Here is a 23,284-nt window from a genome sequence, read left to right as displayed (position 1 = left end):
TTCTTATTGTTTTGAAGCGGCCCGAACGGCTGCACAAGCCCTTGTATAGACAGGGCCTACCCTATAGGGAGCAGCGTTCGAATGGACCTCTGCAAATGAGGAGGGGTCAGGCAAATAATTGAAACGGCTGGGATTAATCCCGGCGCACGGACTCCGTCAGCCCGCCCGGCGAACGCAGGACCGAGCCCAGTTCCACCTTGCTTTTCACACCGAGCTGCAAGTAGCAGTTACGCAGATAGGTGCGCACGGTCGCGGGGCTCAAGGCGAGGAGTTTGGCGATCTCTTTGTAGGAATGGCCGGCGGCGAACAGCATCGCTGCCGTGCGCTCCCGAGGTGCCAGGCCATCCCCGCCAGAGGGGGCTTCGAGGGACAGGATGACGTGTTCGGCGTTGGGGCTCAGGGTCAGGGCGCAGCGGCCCAGACGGATCACACAGGGGGCCTTGGACAATTGCGCGATCACCTCAGGTGGCAGCGTGGAACCGCTCCAGCCGGGCAGTTCGCGCTGGATGGCGACGCACAACCTGGCCCCCACATAGAGCAGACTGCCGTCCATGCGCGCGATGCCAAAATCGCTCGCGCCGTTTTCGCTGTCGAAGCGAATCATGTCCTGCACCTGGAACCGCCACAGCTGGAACAGGTGATCGCAGAACGCCAAAAACAGCTCGGCTTCGTTCTCCTCGAACGCCTGTTCATCCTCACCCCGGTAGAGGCAGACGAAAAACATCAGGCCGCTTTCGGGCAATTCGTAGGTGATGCTCATCAAGTGATAGAGATCGAAGCGCCGGGCGAAATCATTGACTGCCTCGCAAGGGTCGGTGAAACCCTTGTCGCGCACCACTTCACCGGGATGATTGAGCGTGGCGTAGGAGAACTGATCGTTGGCCGCCACCGGATGCCATTCGGCGGCAAAGGATTCAGGAAGATTGATGCTGCCATGCATCCAGCTTTGCATGGGCACCTCAGGACCTGGCGCAGACATTTCGCCCCACCAGGCAGAGGCGAAGGGCACCAGTTGACCGAATGCCTGCAGGCCATCGGCGATGAATCGCGACGCCCCGCTCTCCCGCGCCAGCCGGCCAAGGTGCAGTACGCAATGATTGAACGCCTTGAGCGTGACCATCGTTGCGTCACCGTCGACTTTATTTCCCGCCCCCATCATTGCGATCCCGTTCACTGCATGGCCTTTCGTTTCGACGATGCCATAGGCCCCTGACGGGCGTCCAGCACGCAATGACATCATCGGTTACAAAGTGCGGTGCAACCCGTACAGCTGTGGCCGGCGGTCCTGATGCAGGTCGTTGCGGGCGCTGATGCGCTTGTTGCGCGCTTCGGCGAGGTTCAGCGTCGCCAGCAGGATCTGCTCGCCGCCCTGCTCCGCCGGACCGGCCAAGGGGTAACCGTCGGCATCGACGATGACCGACCCTTGCACCCAGCCGACCCCGCGCTCATGGCCATAGCGATCGCATGCGGCGATGAACAGGCGGTTCACCGAGGCATTGGCCTGCACCCGCAAGACTTCCGCCGGGCGCTCGGTCAGCGGCCGCGGACCGTCGGGCCAGTTGACCGGCGCGCACAACAGATCGGCGCCGGCCAGCGCCGGCAGTCGCACCCACTCGGGGAATTCCAGGTCGTAGCAGATCAGCATGCCGAGCCGTCCATGCACGGTTTCGATCACCGGCGGCGGCGCATCGCCGGCGGTGAAGATGTCCTTTTCGGCATCCCACAGATGCGCCTTGCGGTACACCGCGCGCAGGCCATTGGCGTCGATCATCGCCGCACTGTTGGCCAGCTCATCGCCGGGTAGGCGTTCGCAGAAGCCGCCGACGATCACCAGGTTCAGCTCACGGGCCAGGGCCTGCCACAACTGCAAGGTCGGACCGTCAACGGTTTCCGCCAGGCTCAGCGCTTCGTCGCGGTCGGCAAACACATAGCCGCTCTGCACCAGTTCAGGCAGCACGACGACTTGCGCGCCCTGGTGCGCCGCCTGGCGAATCGCGCGCTCGGTGAGCGTGCGGTTGTAGGCCAGGTCACCTATTTTCGGTGCCAGTTGGCAACAGGCGACCACGGTATTTTTTGCGTTGTTCAACGCCCTGTCTCCGCAGATGAATGGGTCATGGCGACGATGTCGCTCTCGCTCAGGGCGTCGATCACCCGGCGTTCGGCAGCCAGGTCAATCGAGCGGCTGAGCAGGTAATAAGTCAGCCCCGAGACCACCAGGCCCACCAGCCAGGCGATGTCCACGCCTTCCAGCACCCGCGCCAGCGGGCCGACAAACACCTCTTTGCCGGCAGCGGCATCGAAGATGTAGAAGAACGGCACCATCGCGGCGAAGCCGATCAAGTACGAAGCGATGCCGCGAAATTGCCAGGCGCCGTAGATGCCCTTCGGCGTGAAGAAATGCGGGATCGCATAGCGGCCCTTGCGCACGAAGAAGTAGTCCACCAGGTTGACGGCGGTCCACGGCACGAGGAAGTACAGCAACAGCACCAGGAAGGTGTTCAACAGCGCGATGCCGTCCCCTTTGATCGACAGCACGCAGGTCAACAGAATCACGCTGATCACACTGATCGACAGCACGCGGGCGCGGGGTGTCGGGGTGATTTTCCTGATCGAGTCGACACCGGTCAGCAGCGTCAGCATGGCGCTGTAGGTGTTGAGCGCGATGATCGGCAGGAAGCCCGCCACCGAGACGATCACCAGCAGATTGCCCAATCCCGGCACCATGGAAGAACCGACCTGGTTCAACGCCACCAGTGCATCCGCTGCTTTCAACTGCTGCGCCAGCCAGGCGCCGAGGCCGATCATCCAGCTGCCGGACAACGAGGCACCGATGAACACCGCCGCGATCAATTTCACCCGGCTGGTGTTTTTCGGCAGGTAACGGGAATAGTCGGACACGTAGGGCGCATAGGAAATGTTGTAGCTGGCACCGATGGCGAACAGCGTGGCGAAGGCCACCCAGTTGAAGCCCAGATCGGTCGCCGGCGTGACGCCTTCCTGACCCGCACCGAACATCAGGGCGATGGTCACCAGCGCGTACAGCGGCAAGGTCGCCAGCAAGGCCCACTTGAACGCCTTGTGCATCAGGTCGTGGCCGTAGATCGACAACAGCGCACCGATCAGCACCACGGCGACGGCGACGATGGTCGGGTCGATGCCGAACACATGTTCCAGGCCGTTCATGATCAGCGAGATATTCACCACGTTGAAACCGACGAACACGAACATCGTCGCCATCAACGCCAGGATCACCCCGCGATAGCCGAACTGGGCGCGGGACTGGATCATCTGCGGCAGGCCCATTTCCGGGCCCTGGGAACCGTGGAACGCCATGAAAATGGTGCCGAACATGATGCCCAGGGCACCGGCGAGCATGGTCCACAGTGCGGACAAGCCGAGGCTCGGGCCGACAAAGCCGATGGAGATGGTGAAGAAGTGGAAGTTGCCCAGGAACCAGAACGGCCCCTGGCTGCTAAGTTTGGCGTGACGTTCGTTTTCCGGAATGTAATCGATGGAATGGCCTTCGATGGCCAATCCGCCACTCGCCTCGGCGGCGCGCGCAGACACTGGGGAACCTGACATACGATTGTTCCTATGCGGGTGTTTGTTGTTTTTGTGGTTACAGCGCTCGCTACGACGTCCAGATCGGGTGAAACTCCAGAAAAAGCTGACGATGACGCTGGTTTCACGGCAATGTAGGGTGTGAATCCGGGCAATAAAATATCGCAGGCACACTGTTCACATAGATCAGCGCCTATGTAATCGAGAACCAGGAGCCCCCATGCTGGGAACTGTTACGGAGCTGGATCTGCGTCTGATCCGGGTATTTTTGACCGTCGTCGAGGCCGGCGGCATCTCGGCGGCGCAAACCGCCCTCAACACCACGCAACCGACGATCAGCGCGCAATTGGCGACGCTGGAAGCGCGGGTCGGTTTCCGTCTGTGCGAACGCGGGCGTGGCGGGTTTTCCGTCACGCCCAAAGGCACACAGTTCATCGAGGCGGCCCGACGCTTGCTGGCGGCGGCCGAAGGATTCCGGGTCGAGGTGCAGCACATCAACCGCAAAGTCTCGGGCAGCATCAACATTGGCCTGCTGGGGCAGATCGATCCGGTGGCGAACAAGAAAATCGGCCTGGCCATCGCCCGTTTGCGGGCTCGGCACGAGGGGCTGTACTTCCATTTCACCGAGCTGTCGTCGTCCCTGCTGGAAGAGAAAATCATCAACGGCCATATCGACCTGGCCATTGGTTACTTCTGGCACCGCTTGCCCAGCATCGATTATTTTCCGCTGTTCCCGGAAACCCAGATTGCCTACTGCGCGCCCTCGCATCCGCTGTTCGACCAGGTCGGCGCACTGACCCGCGAAGATGTCAGCGGCTTTGACTGGGTCTGGCCGAGCCATCCACTGCCGGAGATGCCGGCCCCCACCTCCATCGAACGCCTGACCGTGCTCACCGACAGCATGGACGGCGCGGCCCTGCTGATCCTGTCCGGCCAGCACCTGGGGTTTCTGCCGCAGCACTACGCGACCCGGCACGAACAGCTGGGGCAACTGCACCCGCTGAACCCGGATCTGCTGCGCTATGAGGTGAGCTTTCATGCGGCGGTGCGGCATTCGTCTCGTCAGAAGGACCTGGTGAGTGCGTTCCTCAACGAGCTGATCGAGATTTTCGGAGCGGTGTAGGGCCCTGTGGGAGCTGTGGGTCAGCTGACATCAATGCTGGCTGTAATGACGCCATCGCGAGCAGGCTCGCTCCCACAGGGTTAGTGGGGGGACGCATCATCCGCGAGCAACCGGGATTACTGTGGGAGCGAGCCTGCTCGCGAAGGCGGTGGGTCAGCCAGCATCAATGTTGAATGTGCTGGCCTCATCGCGGGCAAGCCCGCTCCCACAGGGTTAGCGGGTGTACCCATCATCTGCGAGCGACCAAGTCAGTGTGGGAGCGGGCTTGCTCGCGAAAGCGGTGGGTCAGTCAACATCAATATTGGCTGTCATGACGCCATCGCGAGCAGGCTCGCTCCCACAGGGGGATGGGGTGGGTTCAGAAGCGGATTTCTTTCGCCGGGATCACATCGATCCGCGCCACGGAACCGGTCAGGCGTTTCAGGTCCTTGTTGTGTTCGGCGATGATGTCTTCGGCGGTCTGGTTGCCGTTGTCGACGGTGGAGTGTGCGTCGCTCGCCAGCACCACGTCATAGCCCAGTGTCAGGGCCTGGCGCACGGTGGAGTTGATGCAGTAATCGGTTTGCAGGCCGCAGATGACCAGGCGCTCGAAGTCTTGCACCGGCAACAGTTTTTGCAGGTGGGTCTTGTAGAACGAATCCGGGGTGGTCTTGCGCACGCGATGATCCGCGGGCGAGGTTTGCAGCCCTGCGGCCAGTTGCCAGCCGGCAGTCTCATGCGCCAGCGGGCTGCCCGCTTCTTCGTGCTGGATCAGCACCACGGTCACGCCGGCCTTGCGCGCCCGGGCAGACAGGTCATTGATGGTGTCGATGACTCGTCCGATCTCGAAGCACTCGTACTCACCGGAACACAAAGCCTGCTGGACGTCGATGATTAACAACGCAGTGGTCATGATTTCCTTCCTTGAACGGTCGATGGTTCAGGGGACGAACATAAGCCCGTCCCCCTCCGGACACAACCCTCAGTAACCCAGCGACAACCCGGTGTTACGCCGTGGGTCGTTCGCCCCGTAGAAACGGTTCTTGCCCACCGGCTTGCCACCCAGGGACGGTGCACCGACCAGGATCGCCGCCAGGTGGTTGGCGTCCTGTGGACCGGCAAACTTGTGCCCCCAGCTTTCGAGGATCTTCACTGTGTCCGGGCTGGTGGTGAAGGCTTCCAGGTTGGTTTCCTCCGGCAGCCACTGCTGGTGGAAACGCGGTGCATCCACCGCTTCCTGGATGTTCATGCCGTAGTCGATCACGTTGAGCATGGTCAGCAAGGTCGCGGTGATGATGCGGCTGCCACCCGGAGTGCCGACCACCATCACCACCTTGCCGTCCTTGGTGACGATGGTCGGGCTCATGGACGACAGCGGCGCCTTGCCGGGTGCGATGGCGTTGGCCTCGCCCTGCACCAGGCCGTACATGTTCGGCACGCCGATTTTCGAGGTGAAATCGTCCATTTCATCGTTGAGGATGACCCCGGTCTTGCTCGCCATCACGCCCGCGCCGAACCAGTCGTTGAGGGTGTAGGTCACCGACACCGCGTTGCCCCACTTGTCGACGATGGAGTAATGCGTGGTGTTGTTGCCTTCATGGGGCGCTACGCCGGGCTTGAGTTCACTCGATACCGCGGCTTTTTGTGGTTTGATCGCTTCGCGCAGCTTGGTCGCGTAGTTTTTATCCAGCAGGTGGGCAATCGGGTTCTTCACGAAATCCGGGTCGCCCAGGTAGCTGTTGCGGTCCACATAGGCGTGGCGCATCGCTTCGATCTGATAGTGCATGCCCTGGGCCGAGTGATAGCCCAGATCCTTCATCGGATAGCCTTCGAGGATGTTCATGATCTCGCAGATCACCACGCCGCCGGAGCTCGGTGGCGGTGCCGAGACCACGTGGTAGCCACGATAGTCGCACTCGATGGGCGCCAGTTCGCGGGTCTTGTACTTGTCGAGGTCGGCCTGGGTGATGATGCCCTTGTTGGCCTGGCTGGAAGTGACGATGGCGTCGGCCACCCAGCCCTTATAGAACCCGTCGGCGCCTTTCTCGGAGATTTCCCGCAGGGTTTTGCTCAGGTCCTTTTGCACCAGCTTCTGGCCGACCTGCATCGGCTCGCCGTTGCTGAGGAAGATCGAGCCGGAATCCTTGATGTCCTTCTTGAACATGTCGGTGGCGTAGTCCAGCAGATCGACGTCGCCCTGCTCCAGCACGAAACCGTCTTCGGCCAGCTTGATGGCCGGAGCGATGATTTCCTTGCGCGGCTTGGTGCCGTACTTGGACAGCGCCAGCTCCATGCCCGAAACGGTGCCCGGCACACCCACGGCCAGGTGGCCACGGGTACTCAGATCGGGAACGACGTTGCCGTCCTTGTCCAGGTACATGTTGGCGGTGGCGGCCAGCGGCGCTTTTTCACGGAAGTCGAGGAAGGTCTTGCGCCCGTCCGCCAACTGGATGGTCATGAAACCGCCGCCACCGAGGTTGCCTGCCGCGGGGTACACCACCGCCAGCGCATAGCCGACCGCGACCGCTGCGTCGACGGCGTTGCCGCCGTTCTTGAGCACATCCACGCCCACATGGCTGGCCAGGTGCTGGGCGGTGACCACCATGCCGTTTTCCCCCGTCGCCGGGGCCACGGAGGCAGCGTGAGCAGTCAGGCAGCTGAGAGCCAATGAGGTCGCAATCAGCGATTTGGCAAAAGGTTCGTACTTCATGAGTCGGTCTCTTCTTGTTATTAACCTGGGGAACGCTTCAAAAGCAGTGAGCAAGTATGGTCGGGATTACGTATTGCGCCTCCTCGTCGACACAGTATCCTTAACGCCTGTTCAGCAATTTCCCGTGAGCCGTGGCATGACCTATACCTGCATCACCGTGGATTCCCCGGTCGGCCAGTTGAAGCTGGTGGCGAACGGTTCGCGACTGGCAGCCATCCTCTGGGAAAACGACAAACCCGGGCGGGTGCGCCTCGGCCCGATGAGCGAGGCGCCGGACAACCCGATCCTGGTGCGCACCGCCGCGCAGCTGCGCGAATATTTTTCCGGCACCCGCGATCGCTTCGAGCTGGAGCTGGACTTTGCCGGCACGGAATTTCAGAAAAAGGTCTGGGCGGCGCTGCTGACCATCCCGTTCGGCGAGACCCGCAGCTACAGCCAGATCGCCGAACAGATCGGCAACCCGGCGGCGGTCAGGGCGGTGGGTGCGGCGAATGGCAAGAACCCGATTTCGATCGTGGCGCCGTGTCACCGGGTGATTGGTGCGTCGGGCAAGCTCACCGGGTTTGCCGGTGGGCTGGAGGCCAAGGCGTTGTTGCTCACCCTTGAAGGCGGGCAAACGCCCGGCACCGCGCGCCTGCCCGGCTTTTGACCTTGTAGGAGCTGCCGCAGGCTGCGATCTTTTGATCTTTTCAATGCAAGATCAAAAGATCGCAGCCTGCGGCAGCTCCTACGGGGAGATCAGGATTGATTGAATAGGTTTTTCATCGCCGCATACTGCAACAGCATGATGGTCTTGGCGTCGCAGATCTCGCCACGGTAGAACGCTTCGAGCGCGTCGTCGAACGCCCACTCCAGCACTTCCAGCTCTTCGGTTTCCGCCTCCAGCCCGCCACCGTCGCTGACTTTCGACCTGGCGTCGTACTCGGCAATGAAGAAGTGCAGTTTTTCCGTCACCGAACCGGGGCTCATGTACGCCTCGAACACCTTCTGCACATGGTGCACGCGGTAACCCGTCTCCTCCTCCGCTTCATCGCGGATGCGGTCTTCAGGCGCCGCGCCTTCCAGCAGCCCCGCCGCCACTTCGATCAACAGCCCGTCGTGACCGTTGACGAACACCGGCAGGCGAAACTGTCGGGTCAGTACCACGGTTTTCTTTTCGCGGTTGTACAGGAGAATCGCCGCGCCGTTGCCACGGTCGTAGACCTCTCGCACCTGGCGTTGCCACTCGCCGTTGTTGCGTTGGTAATCGAAGGTGATTTTCTTCAGCAGGTACCAGTCGTGGGACAACACCTGGGACTCAAGGATGTTGACCCGCTCGGCTGTGTTCGACATGACAACGCGTCCTGTTATTTGTCAGAGAGTGCACATGTTAGGTGAAAACCCGCCTCTTCAAGCAAGCTGCGCCTTGTACTCCTTCTCGTATTGCCCGGCCAACGACTCTTTCTGTTTGTCGTCGAGCAGTTTGCCGGCCATCTGGAAGAACTTCTGCTCTTCTTCCTCGAGGTGGTGATGCACCTTCTCCGAAAGCTTCTTCGCGGCCACCAACCAGGCCGGGCTGGACATTTCGGTGTCATCCAGCGCCTCCATCATTTCGTCCATTTCGTGATGTTCGGCGATGCCATGACGGCTGAGGTCGACGCCGTTGTCGAACTTCATCAACGGGATGTAGAAATGCCGCTCTTCGGCCGTGGCGTGAGCCTGCAATTCTGACTTGAGTTGCTTGTACGCCTCGACCCGCTCAGGCGTATCGCCGCTGGTACGGATCAGCGCCTTGGCATAGGTCCGTTGGCGTTCGTGGCTTTCGCGCAAGGCTTCAAAAATGTTCACGGGGCGTTGTCCTCATCAGCGGCGTCTGGAGTGACGCGTCTTAAGGAATGACAGCTGTGCGTTGGCGACGGTTCAACTTTCCCGGGGATGGAACAATCACAGCAACCGGGATAGGCTGCGGCTTCACTGCCATAAGGATATAGCCATGAACCTGCGTATCGAACGCAAGCACAACCCCAGCACCGAAGAGCGCGAGGCGATCCTCGTGCCGTTGCGCGCCTATAACGCCTCGAAGTCTGCAAGCCCGCCACCGGAACATATCGCATTGCTGATACGCGACGACAACGACGAAATCGTCGGCGGCGTTTACGCCCGGTTGTTTTATCAGTGGTTGTTCATAGACTTGCTGGCGGTGCCGGAACAGGCCCGGGGACAAGGCATGGGCACCAGGTTGATGCAGATGGCCGAAGACCTTGCGCGCGAAAAGGAATGCGTCGGTCTGTGGCTGGAAACCTTCGAATTCCAGGCGCCGGAGTTCTACAAGAAATGCGGCTACAGCGAGATCGGGCACATTGCCGATTACCCGCCGGGGCACAAGCACTTCTTCTTCCAGAAGCGCCTGAATTACTGATCAATACACAAAACCAATGTGGGAGCGAGCCTGCTCGCGAAAGCGGTATATCAGCCAACATTGATAGCGACTGACACTACGTCTTCGCGAGCAGGCTCGCTCCCACAGGGGTAATGCAACAAGCCTTCAGATCAGAGGCAAGTCGCCAACGCCGCCAAGCGGCGCTTGGCCACGAAATCATCCTTCTGCGCGTAGTAGCTCAACACCGTGCCCGAGGCATCGGTGGTCACGTCGACGAAGGACTCCGCCGAACGGGTATAAACGGTCGTGCCGCCCTTCTCGCCAGGCTCCAGATAGGCGGCGGCATCCACGCCGAACACGGCCTCGTCCTGCCAGGAGAACTGCACGCACTGGGCGACGTCCTTCCCCGGTTTTTCCGAGTTCAGGGTCTTGTACGGGGCCTTGGTGCGGGCGTCGTTCATCGCCGAGCTGGCGCATCCGGCCAGCAACGTCACGGCCAGCGCCACCATCAGAATTCGCATTGCATTCACTCATCGGGAAAAAGCGGACTTTATCACCCCGGCAGCCCGTATCGTTCTGCTTTACTGCATTTATACCGCGACAGCGCACAACGATTCGCGCACCCTGTCGCGCCAATAACGCCCCATCGCACCCCTGACTGGAAATCTGATGACACCTAATGCCGAGTTCTACAAACCGAGCACTGATTATGCCGACAAGCTGATCAGCCAGATCGGGCAGACGCCGTCCTGGATCGCCAAGCGAATCGGCGTCACCGACAAGCGGATTCGCTACATCCTCGACGGCGAAAGAACCGTCAAAGGCGAAACCACGCCGATCCAGATGACCTACACCGAGCAATTTGCCCTCGAATGCCTGGCGGCAGCGGCCAAGGCCAGCAAGCAGCAATCCTCGTAATCCGTTTTCAAGGAGCGACCATGGCGGCAACCGAGCAGCAACATGAACAGGCACTGAAGCGGTTTCTCGACGAACGTCCCGAGTTGCGCCACGACCTCGACAACCTCAACCCGTTGCAGGCCCAGGCCAAGGGTGAAACCCCGGCGCAGTACCGCGACGAACGCTTGCACGAAGCCTTCGAGGCCGAGGCGGAACGCCAAGGATTGTTCGCCTGGGAGCTGACGCTGCAACTGACGGCTGCTACGGCCGAAGACTACGAAGCGCAGCGCCTGGAAGTGCACCGGGAAGTGGCGGAAATGGCCGGTATGGACTGGCTGGAGTATTGCGAGTTGAATGGGATAAAACCCTAAGCCTGTTCAAGGATGCCGTCGCCAATGCTGCCCAACACCGCCAGGACCCACGCCAGCCCCGGTCACTTGCACACGCAGAAATGGCGCGGACGCATAGGCCTGAGCCTGGTGGCCATGCTCTCGGTACTCGCCGGCATGACCGACGCCATCGGCTTCATGGCCAGCGGCGACTTCGTCTCGTTCATGAGCGGCAACACCACCCGGATGGCGGTCGCCATCAGCACGGGCGACCTTGGCTTGACCCTGCGCCTGGTGATCCTCGTCGCCACCTTCATCGTCGGCAACGCCCTGGGCATTATCGTCAGCCGCCTGGGTGGCCGGCGGGCCCTGCCGCTGCTGTTGTGCATCGCCACCCTGCTGTGCGCCGCCGCAGCCTGGCCTTATGACGGGCAATTGCCGGCCCTGCTGGCGGCGATCATCGCAATGGGCATGCTCAACGCCGCGGTGGAAGAAGTGAACGGCCTGCCGGTGGGCCTGACCTACGTCACCGGCGCCCTGTCGCGTTTCGGCCGCGGACTGGGCCGCTATATGCTCGGCGAACGCCGCAACGGCTGGCGCGTGCAACTGATCCCCTGGACCGGCATGTTCGCCGGCGCGGTACTCGGTGCCGTGCTGGAACATCACCTGGGGCTCAAGGCGTTGTTTGCCAGTGGCCTGCTGGCTGCCGCGCTCGGGGTATTGTCGTTGAAGATCCCGCGGCGCTGGCAGTTGGGGTACATGCCGCGCTGAGACTGGTGTTGACTGTGGTGCCGCCTTCGCGAGCAGGCTCGCTCCCACACTGGACCTGTGGTGATTGCTGATTTGTATCCGACACAAATCCCTTGTGGGAGCGAGCCTGCTCGCGAAGAGGCCCGCCCGGACAACATCCATTTAGCCGCCCCGCCGATAAAGCATTATCATGGCCGCAGTTTCGCTGATCGAGTCTGTCATGAAGTTCGCCATCGCCGTGTTTTCCGCCGCCCACGCGCCCTCCTCGCGCCGCGCCCTGCTGTTCGCCCAAGCGGCGCTGGCCGGCGGGCATGAGATTGTCCGGCTGTTTTTCTATCAGGACGGCGTCTACAACGCGTCCGCCAGCGTGGTCACGCCCCAGGATGAAGCGGACTTGCCCAAGCAATGGCGCACCTTTGTCAGCGACCATCAACTCGATGGCGTGGTGTGCATCGCCGCCGCCCTGCGTCGTGGTGTCTTGAATGAAGAAGAGGCCCGGCGCTATCAGCGCGAGGCCGTTGCCGTCGGTGCGCCGTGGGAATTGTCCGGCCTCGGCCAATTGCATGACGCGGCGCAGGATGCCGACCGCCTGATCTGTTTCGGAGGCGCATAACGTGGCCAAATCCATATTGATCATCAGCCGCCAGTCGCCATGGTCCGGCCCGGGCGCGCGGGAAGCGCTGGATATCGTGCTGGCCGGCGGGGCCTTCGATCTGCCGATTGGCCTGTTGTTTCTCGATGACGGCGTGTTCCAGCTGGCCGCCAGCCAGAACGCCAGGACCTTGCAACAGAAAGACCTGAGCGCCAACCTGCAAGCCCTGCCGCTGTTCGGTGTCGAGGAACTGTTTGCCTGTGGCGACAGCATCAGCCGGCGCGGCCTCGACCCGAGCGGCCTGGTGCTGGAAGAAGCCCGGGTGTTGGCCGCCCACGAAATCACCGCCCTCATTGACCGTTACGACCAGGTGATTACCCTCTGATGTCGACTTTGCATGTGTTGTCTCACTCCCCGTTCGGTGACGAACGCCTGACCAGTTGCCTGCGCGTGATCGGTGCCAACGACGGATTGCTGCTGTCCGGCGATGCCGCCTATGCATTGCAGCCAGGCACCGTGCCGTTCACGGCGCTCAGCACCCGTGGTCTGAAGCTGTTCGTCCTGGCCGAAGATGCCCAGGCCCGTGCGCTGGTAGTTCCGGACTGGGCCCAGGCGATCGATTACCCGGCCTTCGTCGAACTGTCGATTCACTATGACAAGGTCAACAGTTGGCTATGAATGCATTGACGGTCGGCGCTCGCGCCATCGAGCTGGACAAGGACGGTTTCCTGGTCGAACTGAATGACTGGTCTGCCGATGTGGCCAGTGCCCTGGCGGCGGCCGAAGACATCGAGTTGACGCCCGAACACTGGGAAGTCCTCGAACTGCTGCGCAGTTTCTACGCCGAGTTCCAGCTGTCACCGGCCACCCGCCCGTTGATCAAGTACACCGCATTGAAACTCGGCCCGGAAAAAGGCAACAGCCTGCACCTGAACCGACTGTTCAAAGGCACCCCCGCCAAACTCGCCGCGAAGCTGGCGGGCCTGCCCAAACCGACGAATTGCTTATGACCGATTACCCAGCACTGACCCTCGAAACGCCCGCCGAGCACCCGTTCGCCCAGTTTGTGCGGATCCTCGGCAAAGGCAAGCGCGGCGCCCGTGACCTGACCCGGGTCGAGGCCCGCGAGGCCATGGGCATGGTACTCGATGAAAAGATCGAGGAAACCCAGCTCGGCGCATTCCTGATGCTGCTGCGGCACAAGGAAGAAAGCGCCGAGGAAATGGCCGGGTTCACCGAAGCCTTGCGCGAACGCCTGAACCCTCCGGCGCTGGCGGTGGACCTGGACTGGCCGACTTACGCCGGCAAGAAGCGGCACTTGCCGTGGTACCTGTTGGCAGCCAAGTGCCTGGCGCAAAACGGCGTGCGGATTTTCATGCACGGCGGCGGCGCCCACACGGCCGGTCGCCTGTACAGCGAGCAACTGCTGGGTGAATTGAACATCCCGCTGTGCCGCAACTGGCAACAGGTCGGCTCGGCGCTGGATAACGGCGGTCTGGCCTTCATGCCCCTGGTGGACTGGGCACCGCAGCTGCAACGGATGATCGACCTGCGCAACACCCTCGGTCTGCGCTCGCCGATCCACTCGCTGGCGCGGATTCTCAATCCGCTGGGCGCGCGTTGCGGCCTGCAGAGCATTTTCCACCCCGGCTATCAGGCCGTGCATCGCGATGCCAGCGGCTTGCTCGGCGATACCGCGATCGTGATCAAGGGCGATGGCGGCGAGATCGAGATCAACCCGGACGCCGACAGCCACCTGTATGGCACCACTGGCGGCGAGAGTTGGGACGAGGAATGGCCGCAGTTGTCGGCGCAGCGTCACGTCAAACCCGCCTCGCTCGATCCCGAACACCTGAAAGCGGTGTGGCGTGGCGACGTGGTCGACAGCTATCCGCAAATGGCGCTGATCTCGACCATGGCCCTGGCCCTGCGTGGACTCGGCCAGAGCCGCGAACAGGCCTTTGAAACCGCCGAACAATACTGGGCCGCGCGCAACAAATCGATTTAACCGATCATTCGCGCCCGATCTTTGCGCTTTTTGTTCGAACCCATGGGAATAGACTCGACTCCAACGAATATTGGCTTCTGGAGTCTTGAACATGGGTTTGTTAGTCGATGGCCGCTGGCAGGACAAGTGGTACGAAAGCAGCAAGGACGGCGCGTTCCAGCGTGAACAGGCGCAACGTCGGCACTGGCTGACCGCAGATGGCAAGCCGGGACCGACGGGCGTCGGCGGTTTTGCGGCCGAACCCGGTCGCTATCACCTGTACGTGTCCCTGGCCTGTCCGTGGGCCCATCGCACCCTGATCCTGCGCAAACTCAAAGGCCTCGAAAGCCTGATCGACGTTTCGGTGGTCAGTTGGCTGATGCTGGAAAACGGCTGGACCTTCGACAAAACCCTCGGCTCCACTGGCGACAAGCTCGATCACTTCGACTTCATGCACCAGCGCTACACCGCCGATACCGCTGACTACACCGGCCGCGTCACCGTGCCGGTACTGTGGGACAAACAGCACAAACGCATCGTCAACAATGAATCATCGGAAATCATCCGCATGTTCAATGGTGCCTTCAATGATCTGACCGGTAACGACCTGGACTTCTACCCGGCGCCGCTGCGCGGTGAGATCGATGCGTTGAACGAGCGGATTTATCCGGCGGTGAACAATGGCGTGTACCGCGCCGGGTTTGCCACCTCGCAACAGGCTTATGAACAAGCCTTCGACGAGGTGTTTGCCGAACTGGACCGACTGGAGCTGCTGCTGGACGCCAACCGCTATCTGGCTGGCGAATACCTGACCGAAGCGGACATTCGCCTGTTCACCACGCTGATTCGCTTCGATGCGGTGTACTACGGGCACTTCAAGTGCAACCTGCGGCGGATTGCGGATTATCCGAACCTGTCGAACTGGCTGCGGGAGATTTATCAGTGGCCGGGGATTGCCGAGACGGTGGATTTTGAACACATCAAGAATCACTACTATGCCAGCCATCGCACCATCAACCCGACGGGTGTGGTGCCCAAGGGGCCGGCGCAGGACTTTACCCTGGCTCATGACCGGGAGCGGTTGAGTGGGAAAGGGGTTTGGCGAAAGGCCTGAGTCTGAGCTGAGTTTTGCGGTGGATGTGAGGGCCTCTTCGCGAGCAAGCCCGCTCCCACAGGGGATTTGTGTCGTTCACGAATCCAATGTGGGAGCGGGCTTGCTCGCGAATGGGAACAACTCGGTCTTCAGACCTGCCCCTGAGCCCCCTCGAACCACGCCAGTTTCTCGCGCAGTTGCACCACCTCACCGACGATCACCAGCGTCGGCGCATGCACTTCATGCTCCGCCACCAATCGTGGCAAATCGGCCAGGGTTCCGGTAAACACCCGCTGATTGACCGTTGTACCCTGCTGGATCAACGCCGCCGGGGTATCAGCGCCGCGACCGTGCTTGATCAGTTGCTCGCAGATGATCGGCAAGCCCACCAGGCCCATGTAGAACACCAGCGTCTGCGCCGGCGCGACCAGATCGGCCCAGGGCAAATCGGTTGAGCCGTCCTTCAGGTGCCCGGTGACAAAGCGTACCGACTGCGCGTAATCGCGGTGGGTCAGCGGAATCCCGGCATAGGCCGCGCAACCACTGGCCGCCGTGATTCCCGGCACGACCTGGAACGGGATGCCATGGGCTGCCAGTTCTTCGATCTCTTCACCGCCACGACCGAAGATGAACGGATCGCCACCCTTCAGTCGCACCACACGCTTGCCTTGCTTGGCCAGGTCCACCAATTGCTGGTTGATCTGATCCTGCGGCACCGCGTGATCGGAACGGCGCTTGCCGACGTAAACCCGCTCGGCGTCGCGGCGGCACAGTTCGAGAATCGCCGGCGCCACCAGACGGTCGTACAGCACCACGTCGGCTTGCTGCATCAGGCGCAGTGCCTTGAACGTCAGTAGATCGGGATCACCTGGCCCCGCCCCCACCAGATAGACCTCACCGGTCGCCACTGGAGCTTCACCATCGATTTTCGCCTGCAGCAAACGCTCGGCTTCAGCGCCCTGCCCGGCCAGTTGCCGATCGGCAACCGGACCCTGGAAAACATCCTCCCAGAACGCCCGACGCTGCTGCACATCCGGAAACAGGCCTTTGACCTGATGACGAAAACGCGCCGCCAGACCGGCCAGTTGACCGTAGGTGGAAGGAATCCAGGTTTCGATCTTGGCGCGGATCAAGCGTGCCAGCACCGGCGCGTCACCACCGCTGGACACGGCAATGATCAATGGGGAGCGGTCGACGATGGCCGGGAAGATCACGCTGCACAGGGCCGGCGCGTCCACCACGTTGACCGGCACGCAACGCCGATGGGCATCGGCGGAGACTTGTGCATTCAGCGCTTCGTCGTCGGTGGCGGCAATGATCAGCCCGCAACCGTCCAGATCCGCTTCGGCGTAGCCACGCAACAGGCACTCGCCACCGCTGCCGGCAACCAGTTCGCGCAGTTGTGCTTCGATTTCAGGTGCAACCACCCGCAGCTGCGCACCGGCATCGGCCAGCAGGCGGGATTTGCGCAAGGCAATTTCCCCCCCACCGACGACCAACACACGACTGCCGCGAAGGTTGTGAAACAGCGGCAGATATTTCATTTAACCGATGACCTCAAGGCCACCCATGTACGGCTTGAGAACCTCGGGCACACGGATCGAACCGTCGGCCTGCTGATAGTTCTCCAGCACCGCCACCAGGGTGCGACCCACTGCCAGGCCGGAGCCGTTCAGGGTGTGTACCAGTTCCGGCTTGCCGGTTTCCGGGTTGCGGAAGCGCGCCTGCATGCGGCGGGCCTGGAAGTCGCCACAGTTGGAGCACGACGAAATTTCGCGGTACTTGTCCTGGCTCGGGATCCACACTTCCAGGTCGTAGGTCTTGACCGCGCTGAAGCCCATGTCGCCGGTGCACAGCGCCAGGGTGCGGTAAGGCAGTTCCAGCAGTTGCAGGACTTTCTCGGCGTTGGCGGTCAGGCCTTCCAACGCTTCCATCGATTTCGACGGCTCGACGATCTGCACCATTTCAACCTTGTCGAACTGGTGCTGACGGATCATGCCGCGGGTGTCACGACCCGAAGCGCCGGCCTCACTGCGGAAGCACGGCGTGTGGGCGACGAACTTGATCGGCAGCAGTTTCGAATCGACGATTTCGCCGGCGACGATGTTGGTCAGCGACACTTCGGCGGTCGGGATCAGGTACAGGTCGGCCTCGCCTTCGCGGGCGATCTTGAACAGGTCTTCTTCGAACTTCGGCAGTTGACCGGTGCCTTGCAGCGCCGGGGCCTGGACCAGGTAAGGCGTGTAGGCCTCTTCGTAGCCGTGCTCGGTGACGTGCAGGTTGATCATGAACTGCGCCAGGGCGCGGTGCAGACGGGCGATCGGGCCACGCAGCAGGGCGAAACGGGCGCCGGACAGCTTGGCGGCGGTTTCGAAGTCCAGCCAGCCGAACTTCTCGCCCAGGGCCACGTGGTCCTGAACCGGGAAATCGAAGGCAGTCGGGGTCCCCCAACGGCGCACTTCGACGTTGCCGTCTTCGTCTTCGCCCACTGGCACCGACTCATGAGGCAGGTTCGGCAGGCCCAGCAGAATCGAGTTCAGGGCGCTCTGAATCGCATCCAACTCTTGTTTATCGGCAACCAGATCCAGCGCCATACGATCGACGTCCGCCATCAGCGGCGCGATGTCTTCGCCGCGCTGCTTGGCCTGACCGATGGATTTGGAGCGCGCGTTACGTTCAGCCTGCAGTGCTTCGGTGCGGGTCTGGACGGTCTTGCGCTGTTCTTCCAGCGCTTCGATGCGCGCAACATCCAGTACAAAGCCACGGGATGCCAGGCGGTCCGCTACGTCCTGAAGGTTGCTACGTAACAGTTTGGAATCGAGCATGTCGGTTTCTCGTTTATCAAAGTTTGGTCAAGGACAGGCCGGCCCAGGTGGCAAGCAGCCCGCCGAATACGCTGAGCGCCGCATAGCCCAGGGCCAGCGGCACTTGCCCGCTTTCAAGCAGGCGCACCGTATCCAGTGAAAAGGATGAAAAAGTCGTCAGCCCCCCGAGGAAGCCGACCATCAACCCGGCGCGCACCTCGATGGGCACCTCCGGGCGTATCAAAAACAGACCGTATAGAACGCCGATCAGCAAACAGCCCACGATATTAACGGCCAGCGTCGCGGTATAGAAGTGCCGCGGCCAATTCGCGTTGATCCAGTTACCCGTGGCAAAGCGCAACAGCGTGCCGGCCATCCCGCCGACGGAAACCGCAACGATCAAGGGAAGCACTATTTTCTCCGCTGCCGGGGGCTTAAACGGTCGAGTTTTGCCAGGTGGTTGAGTTTTTCGCCGATCTTCAACTCCAGGCCACGGGGCACGGGCTGATAGAACGGAATCGGGTCGAGCTCTTCCGGGAAATAGTCTTCCCCGGCGGCGTAAGCATCCGGTTCGTCGTGGGCATAGCGATATTCGTCGCCATAGCCCAACTGCTTCATCAGCTTGGTCGGCGCATTGCGCAGGTGCAGCGGCACTTCCAGCGAGCCGTGTTCGGCGGCCGCGCGCAATGCAGTCTTGAAGCCCATGTACACCGCGTTGCTTTTCGGCGCGCAGGCCAGATAGGTGATGGCCTGGGCCACCGCCAGCTCGCCTTCCGGGCTGCCGAGACGCTCCTGCACTTCCCACGCCGCCAGGCACAGGCTCAGGGCGCGCGGGTCGGCGTTGCCGATGTCTTCGCTGGCCATGCGCACCACACGCCGGGCCAGGTACAGCGGGTCGCAACCGCCGTCGATCATGCGCGCGAACCAGTACAGCGCGCCGTCGGGGTTGGAGCCGCGCACCGATTTGTGCAGCGCGGATATCTGGTCGTAGAACGCTTCGCCACCCTTGTCGAAGCGTCGACGGGTGTCGCCGAGCAGGCTTTGCAGGAGCTCGGTACCGATCTCGCTGTTGTCTTCGGCCAGGTCAGAGGCGTTCTCCAGCAGGTTGAGCAGGCGTCGACCATCGCCGTCCGCGGCCGACAGCAGCATCTGGAAGCCTTCATCGCTGAGGGTCAGGTTGCGCTTGCCCAGGCCCCGCTCTTCGGTCAGCGCGCGCTGCACCAGTTTGCGCAGGGCCGCTTCGTCGAGGCTTTTCAGCACGTAGACGCGGGCGCGGGAGAGCAAGGCGTTGTTGAGTTCGAACGAAGGGTTTTCCGTGGTCGCGCCGATGAAAATCAGCGTGCCGTCTTCGACATAAGGCAGGAACGCGTCCTGCTGGGACTTGTTGAAACGATGCACTTCGTCGACGAACAGAATGGTGCGGCGGCCATACTGCGCGGCCTGCTGCTTGGCGATTTCCACCGCCTGACGGATCTCCTTGACCCCGGCCAGCACCGCCGAGACCGTTTCGAAGTGTGCATCCGAGACTTCCGCGAGCAATCGCGCCAGGGTGGTTTTGCCCACGCCCGGCGGCCCCCAGAAAATCATCGAATGCAGGGCACCCTGCTCCAGCGCTTCGCGCAAGGGCTTGCCGCGAGCGAGCACGTGTTCCTGACCGACGTACTCGTCCAGATTGGCCGCGCGCAGGCGGGCGGCCAGGGGCTGGGCGATGGGGGTGCTGCGAAACAGGTCCATCACGTACGTTTAAAACCTCGTCTTGTTACGTAGCTTTCATGCCTGGCAAAAATCCTGTGGCGAGGGGGCTTGCCCCCGTTGGGCTGCGAAGCGGCCCCAAAACGTGCCACTGCGGTACATCAGGTATACCGAGTGTGATGGTTTTACGACTGCTTCGCAGCCGAACGGGGGCAAGCCCCCTCGCCACACAAGCCCGTTCCCACAGGCTGCGTGGTTATTCCTGGATCACGTCCGCCCCTTTAGGGATGTCGAACTTGAACTTGGACGCCGGGATCGGCTCGTTGGCCTTCACCCCGGTGAACAGGATATTGGTGCGCTGGCCGACACTGTCGATCAGCTGCATGTCGTTGACCAGACCATTGCGGAACGACAGGCGCAGGCTGTCGAACAGGGTGTCCTTGGTCTTCGGCTTCAAGGTGAAGTCAATCACGCCGCCGGCTTCCTTGGCGCTGATGTCGAAGCTCTGGCTGATCTTGGACACGTCACCGGACAGCAGCAAGGCTGGCGTCTGGGTCAGGCGCTGGTCGAGGTTCTTGATGGTGGCCTGTTCCAGGTCCGGGTCCCACAGGGTGACTTTCTTGCCATCGGAGATCATGGTCTGCTCGGCCGGCGCATCGGTATGCCAGTAGAACAGGCCCGGACGCTGCAGGGACATCTCGCCGGCGGTTTCCTGCAACTGGGTGCCGGTGCCATCAAGGGTCAGTTGCGAGAAACGCGCCGTCAGGGTCTGGGATTTTTCCAGCAGTTGGGTCAGGCGTGCCACGTCCTTGTCATCGGCGTTAGCCTGGAGCGTGGTCAAAGCCAGTACCGGCAGCAACAGCATGCGGATCAGACGCATGGGAGTCCTCATAACATTCGTGGGAGTGCGAGCGGCGCCAAAGGGCGCCACCCTTTCTATTCGGGTCAGTCGCGCACCGGGCCCGGGGCCAGGACTTCACGCGAACCGTTGGTGTTCATGGACGTCACGACCCCGGCCATTTCCATGGCTTCGATCATGCGCGCGGCGCGGTTGTAGCCGATCTTCAGCTTGCGCTGAACCGCGGAAATGGAGGCGCGACGGCTTTCCAGCACGAACTGGACCGCTTCGTCGTACAACGCGTCGGCCTCGGGATCGTCACCGTCACCGCCCCCGCTGCTGCCTTCGAAGCCACTGCCCGCCTCTTCGACGCCATTGAGGATGTCGTCGTTGTATTCCGGCGCGCCCCGCAGCTTCCAGGCCTCCACCACGCGGTGAACCTCATCGTCGGACACGAAGGCACCGTGAACACGAATCGGCAGACTGGTGCCCGGTGGCATGTACAGCATGTCACCGTGGCCCAGCAGTTGTTCGGCACCGCCCTGGTCGATGATGGTCCGCGAGTCGATCTTGCTCGATACCTGGAACGCCATGCGGGTCGGGATGTTGGCCTTGATCAGACCGGTGATCACATCCACCGACGGACGCTGGGTCGCAAGGATCAAGTGGATACCGGCCGCACGCGCCTTCTGGGCGATACGGGCGATCAGCTCTTCAACCTTCTTGCCGACGATCATCATCATGTCGGCGAATTCGTCGACCACCACCACGATGGTCGGCAGCTTTTGCAGGAGCGGCGCTTCGTCGTGGATGCTTTCGCGCTTGTACAGCGGATCGCTCAACGGCTCGCCGGCGTCCTGGGCTTCCTTGACCTTGGCGTTGAAGCCCGACAGGTTGCGCACGCCCATCTTGGCCATCAGCTTGTAGCGTCGTTCCATCTCGGCAACGCTCCAGCGCAGGGCGTTGGCGGCGTCCTTCATGTCGGTGACCACCGGGCACAGCAGGTGCGGAATGCCCTCGTAGATCGACAGTTCCAGCATTTTCGGGTCGATCATGATCAGCTTGGCGTCTTCCGGGCCGGACTTGAACAGGATCGACAGGATCATCGCGTTCACGCCCACCGACTTACCGGAACCGGTGGTACCGGCCACCAGCAGGTGCGGCATCTTCGCCAGGTCGGTGATGACCGGTTTGCCGCCGATGTCGTGGCCCAGGGCCAGGGTGACCGGGGATTTGAAGTTGTCGTACTCGGGGGTCGACAACACCTCGGAGAAACGCACGATCTGCCGGTCTTCGTTGGGAATCTCGATACCGACCGTGGTCTTGCCCGGAATCACTTCCACCACGCGCACGCTGGTCACGGCCAGGGAACGGGCCAGGTCCTTGGCCAGGTTGGCGATGCGGCTGACCTTGACGCCGGCGGCGGGCTGAATTTCGTAACGGGTAATCACCGGGCCCGGGTGGATCGAGTCCACGTTCACTTCGACGCCGAACTCCTTGAGCTTGATTTCCAGCAGGTGGCCGACCGCTGCCAGGGATTCGGGCGAGTAATTGAGCTGTTTCTTTTCCGCGGGATCGAGAATCGAGATCGGCGGCAAGGTGCCTTCCACGGCGCTGTCGACGAACAGTGGCGCCTGTTTCTCTTTTTCGACGCGTTTGCTCGGCGCGGCCGGTTTTGGCGGCGCGGGTGCAATCACCGGCGGCACCTGCTTCTCACGCTCGGACATGTGCTTGCTCAGGGCCTGCTCACGCTCGATCAACCGCTCCTTGACCTTGGCCTGCTCGCGCTTGTCGGTGACAGTCGGCGCAACCACTTCATCCATACGGTCATCGACTTCACGCAGCTGGGCGACCAGCTGTTTGCGTTCGGTACGGGCCGCCCACCAGCGATTGGCCGCGCCCTGGAAGAGTTCGAACAGGTCGAGGGTGATCTTGCCGGTGATGTCCATCACCTTGAACCACGACAGGTCGGTAAACACCGTCAGACCGAACAGGAACAACGCGATGAACAGCAGCGTACTGCCCTGGATATTCAGGGCGTTCCTCGCCAGTTCGCCGAGGCTTTCCCCCAGCGCACCGCCCGCACCGGCCGGCAGACCGGTCGCGGCATGGAAATGGATATGGGCCAGCGCGGCCCCCGACAGCACCAGGAACACCAGGCCGATCAGGCGCCAGGAGAACAGCCAGCCGCTCCACTGCCAGGGTTCGTGACGCTGGCGGAAGATCTGGTACGCCTTGACCGCCAGCAACAACGGGAAGATGTAGGCGAAGTAACCCAGCACCATGAACAGGATATCGGCGCTGTAGGAGCCCGCGGGCCCGCCGAAATTCTGCACGTCGTCGATCTTGCTGTTATGGCTCCAGCCCGGATCATCCTTGCCATAGGTCAGCAAGGCCATCATCAGGAACAGGCACAGTGCACCGATGGCGATCAGCGCACCTTCCTTGAGTCGGTAGTGCAAGTGCTGGCGCCAGAGCGGAACGACGGCTGGTTTAGGTGCTGCGGTGGATTTCTTCAAAACGCTTCTTTTCCTGCGCCAATGGCGCGTCCATCTGTTGAAAGTCTAAAA

General features: G+C 61.8%; 26 protein-coding genes. 12 read left to right on the top strand and 14 right to left on the bottom strand.

Annotated features, from left to right (window positions below; all coding sequences use genetic code 11):
* Nucleotides 1–133 precede the first annotated feature (133 nt).
* The 3 genes from AC07YV_RS07930 to AC07YV_RS07920 all read right to left on the bottom strand — a co-directional run bounded on the left by AC07YV_RS07930 (nucleotide 134) and on the right by AC07YV_RS07920 (nucleotide 3,582).
* Nucleotides 134–1,156 (bottom strand): helix-turn-helix transcriptional regulator, encoded by a 1,023-nt coding sequence (locus AC07YV_RS07930; RefSeq protein ID WP_102699176.1) that lies wholly within the window; start codon nucleotides 1,154–1,156, stop codon nucleotides 134–136.
* A gap of 87 nt (nucleotides 1,157–1,243) precedes the next feature.
* Complete coding sequence (locus AC07YV_RS07925) at nucleotides 1,244–2,086, bottom strand: nitrilase family protein (protein WP_102699177.1); 843 nt, start codon at nucleotides 2,084–2,086, stop codon at nucleotides 1,244–1,246.
* Nucleotides 2,083–3,582 carry a purine-cytosine permease family protein gene (locus tag AC07YV_RS07920; RefSeq protein WP_102699178.1) on the bottom strand — a complete coding sequence of 500 codons (1,500 nt, stop codon included), beginning with the start codon at nucleotides 3,580–3,582 and terminating at the stop codon, nucleotides 2,083–2,085. Before AC07YV_RS07920 ends, AC07YV_RS07925 begins: the two co-directional genes overlap by 4 nt.
* Nucleotides 3,583–3,781: 199 nt before the next feature.
* On the opposite strand from AC07YV_RS07920, the gene AC07YV_RS07915 reads away from it, so the two are divergent.
* Complete coding sequence (locus AC07YV_RS07915; RefSeq protein ID WP_102699179.1) at nucleotides 3,782–4,684, top strand: LysR family transcriptional regulator; 903 nt, start codon at nucleotides 3,782–3,784, stop codon at nucleotides 4,682–4,684.
* 358 nt (nucleotides 4,685–5,042) lie between these two features.
* On the opposite strand, the gene AC07YV_RS07910 is transcribed toward AC07YV_RS07915, so the two are convergent.
* Together AC07YV_RS07910 and ggt are read right to left on the bottom strand one after the other, a co-directional pair.
* Nucleotides 5,043–5,576, bottom strand: coding sequence for a cysteine hydrolase family protein (locus tag AC07YV_RS07910; protein ID WP_102699180.1), 534 nt, complete (start codon nucleotides 5,574–5,576; stop codon nucleotides 5,043–5,045).
* Nucleotides 5,577–5,645: 69 nt separating this feature from the next.
* Nucleotides 5,646–7,373, bottom strand: a complete 1,728-nt coding sequence (ggt, locus tag AC07YV_RS07905) for a gamma-glutamyltransferase (protein WP_102699181.1) — start codon at nucleotides 7,371–7,373, stop codon at nucleotides 5,646–5,648.
* Between the two features lie 136 nt (nucleotides 7,374–7,509).
* Here ggt and AC07YV_RS07900 point away from each other — a divergent pair, with 136 nt between their 5' ends.
* Nucleotides 7,510–8,022, top strand: a complete 513-nt coding sequence (locus AC07YV_RS07900; protein WP_102699182.1) for a methylated-DNA--[protein]-cysteine S-methyltransferase — start codon at nucleotides 7,510–7,512, stop codon at nucleotides 8,020–8,022.
* Between the two features lie 89 nt (nucleotides 8,023–8,111).
* Here the strand turns inward: AC07YV_RS07900 and AC07YV_RS07895 are convergent, their stop codons facing one another.
* Together AC07YV_RS07895 and AC07YV_RS07890 are read right to left on the bottom strand one after the other, a co-directional pair.
* The gene (locus AC07YV_RS07895; protein WP_102699183.1) at nucleotides 8,112–8,705 is read right to left on the bottom strand and encodes an NUDIX domain-containing protein; all 594 of its coding nucleotides are present in this window, start codon (nucleotides 8,703–8,705) and stop codon (nucleotides 8,112–8,114) included.
* A 57-nt stretch (nucleotides 8,706–8,762) separates the two neighbouring features.
* Nucleotides 8,763–9,200, bottom strand: a complete 438-nt coding sequence (locus tag AC07YV_RS07890) for a hemerythrin domain-containing protein (RefSeq protein ID WP_102699184.1) — start codon at nucleotides 9,198–9,200, stop codon at nucleotides 8,763–8,765.
* Between the two features lie 145 nt (nucleotides 9,201–9,345).
* On the opposite strand from AC07YV_RS07890, the gene AC07YV_RS07885 reads away from it, so the two are divergent.
* Entirely contained in the window at nucleotides 9,346–9,771 is a 426-nt protein-coding gene (locus AC07YV_RS07885) for a GNAT family N-acetyltransferase (RefSeq protein ID WP_102699185.1), read from the top strand.
* 131 nt (nucleotides 9,772–9,902) lie between these two features.
* Here AC07YV_RS07885 and AC07YV_RS07880 read toward each other — a convergent pair whose 3' ends face one another.
* Complete coding sequence (locus tag AC07YV_RS07880) at nucleotides 9,903–10,253, bottom strand: hypothetical protein (RefSeq protein ID WP_015094411.1); 351 nt, start codon at nucleotides 10,251–10,253, stop codon at nucleotides 9,903–9,905.
* 148 nt (nucleotides 10,254–10,401) lie between these two features.
* Here AC07YV_RS07880 and AC07YV_RS07875 point away from each other — a divergent pair, with 148 nt between their 5' ends.
* From AC07YV_RS07875 to AC07YV_RS07835, 9 genes are all read left to right on the top strand, one after another.
* Entirely contained in the window at nucleotides 10,402–10,650 is a 249-nt protein-coding gene (locus AC07YV_RS07875) for a hypothetical protein (protein ID WP_102699186.1), read from the top strand.
* Between the two features lie 20 nt (nucleotides 10,651–10,670).
* The gene (locus AC07YV_RS07870; protein WP_015094410.1) at nucleotides 10,671–11,000 is read left to right on the top strand and encodes a DUF6388 family protein; all 330 of its coding nucleotides are present in this window, start codon (nucleotides 10,671–10,673) and stop codon (nucleotides 10,998–11,000) included.
* 24 nt (nucleotides 11,001–11,024) lie between these two features.
* Nucleotides 11,025–11,729 carry a YoaK family protein gene (locus AC07YV_RS07865; protein WP_102699187.1) on the top strand — a complete coding sequence of 235 codons (705 nt, stop codon included), beginning with the start codon at nucleotides 11,025–11,027 and terminating at the stop codon, nucleotides 11,727–11,729.
* A gap of 199 nt (nucleotides 11,730–11,928) precedes the next feature.
* Nucleotides 11,929–12,321 (top strand): sulfurtransferase complex subunit TusD, encoded by a 393-nt coding sequence (gene tusD, locus AC07YV_RS07860; protein ID WP_095966485.1) that lies wholly within the window; start codon nucleotides 11,929–11,931, stop codon nucleotides 12,319–12,321.
* A gap of 1 nt (nucleotide 12,322) precedes the next feature.
* Complete coding sequence (gene tusC, locus AC07YV_RS07855) at nucleotides 12,323–12,685, top strand: sulfurtransferase complex subunit TusC (protein ID WP_102699188.1); 363 nt, start codon at nucleotides 12,323–12,325, stop codon at nucleotides 12,683–12,685.
* Entirely contained in the window at nucleotides 12,685–12,978 is a 294-nt protein-coding gene (tusB, locus tag AC07YV_RS07850; protein ID WP_102699189.1) for a sulfurtransferase complex subunit TusB, read from the top strand. The genes tusC and tusB overlap by 1 nt, the downstream gene beginning before the upstream one ends.
* The gene (locus AC07YV_RS07845; protein ID WP_015094405.1) at nucleotides 12,975–13,310 is read left to right on the top strand and encodes a TusE/DsrC/DsvC family sulfur relay protein; all 336 of its coding nucleotides are present in this window, start codon (nucleotides 12,975–12,977) and stop codon (nucleotides 13,308–13,310) included. The genes tusB and AC07YV_RS07845 overlap by 4 nt, the downstream gene beginning before the upstream one ends.
* On the top strand, nucleotides 13,307–14,308 hold the full coding sequence (locus AC07YV_RS07840; RefSeq protein ID WP_102699190.1) for a glycosyl transferase family protein: 1,002 nt from the start codon (nucleotides 13,307–13,309) through the stop codon (nucleotides 14,306–14,308). The genes AC07YV_RS07845 and AC07YV_RS07840 overlap by 4 nt, the downstream gene beginning before the upstream one ends.
* Nucleotides 14,309–14,399: 91 nt before the next feature.
* Nucleotides 14,400–15,401, top strand: a complete 1,002-nt coding sequence (locus tag AC07YV_RS07835; RefSeq protein WP_102699191.1) for a glutathione S-transferase family protein — start codon at nucleotides 14,400–14,402, stop codon at nucleotides 15,399–15,401.
* Nucleotides 15,402–15,529: 128 nt separating this feature from the next.
* Here AC07YV_RS07835 and cysG read toward each other — a convergent pair whose 3' ends face one another.
* From cysG to AC07YV_RS07805, 6 genes are all read right to left on the bottom strand, one after another.
* Entirely contained in the window at nucleotides 15,530–16,924 is a 1,395-nt protein-coding gene (gene cysG / locus AC07YV_RS07830) for a siroheme synthase CysG (protein WP_015094402.1), read from the bottom strand.
* The gene (serS, locus tag AC07YV_RS07825; protein ID WP_102699192.1) at nucleotides 16,925–18,205 is read right to left on the bottom strand and encodes a serine--tRNA ligase; all 1,281 of its coding nucleotides are present in this window, start codon (nucleotides 18,203–18,205) and stop codon (nucleotides 16,925–16,927) included. It abuts the gene before it with no gap.
* Between the two features lie 16 nt (nucleotides 18,206–18,221).
* Complete coding sequence (gene crcB, locus AC07YV_RS07820) at nucleotides 18,222–18,596, bottom strand: fluoride efflux transporter CrcB (protein WP_008049383.1); 375 nt, start codon at nucleotides 18,594–18,596, stop codon at nucleotides 18,222–18,224.
* Entirely contained in the window at nucleotides 18,596–19,918 is a 1,323-nt protein-coding gene (locus tag AC07YV_RS07815) for a replication-associated recombination protein A (protein WP_015094400.1), read from the bottom strand. Before AC07YV_RS07815 ends, crcB begins: the two co-directional genes overlap by 1 nt.
* A gap of 214 nt (nucleotides 19,919–20,132) precedes the next feature.
* A complete protein-coding gene (lolA, locus tag AC07YV_RS07810) occupies nucleotides 20,133–20,756 on the bottom strand; it encodes an outer membrane lipoprotein periplasmic chaperone LolA (protein WP_008049385.1) in 624 nt (207 codons plus the stop codon).
* 65 nt (nucleotides 20,757–20,821) lie between these two features.
* Nucleotides 20,822–23,233, bottom strand: a complete 2,412-nt coding sequence (locus AC07YV_RS07805) for a DNA translocase FtsK (protein ID WP_102699193.1) — start codon at nucleotides 23,231–23,233, stop codon at nucleotides 20,822–20,824.
* Between the last annotated feature and the right edge of the window lie 51 nt (nucleotides 23,234–23,284).

The organism is Pseudomonas sp. GW456-E7, from assembly GCF_059424105.1.
This window is presented reverse-complemented; position numbering and strand designations above follow the sequence as displayed.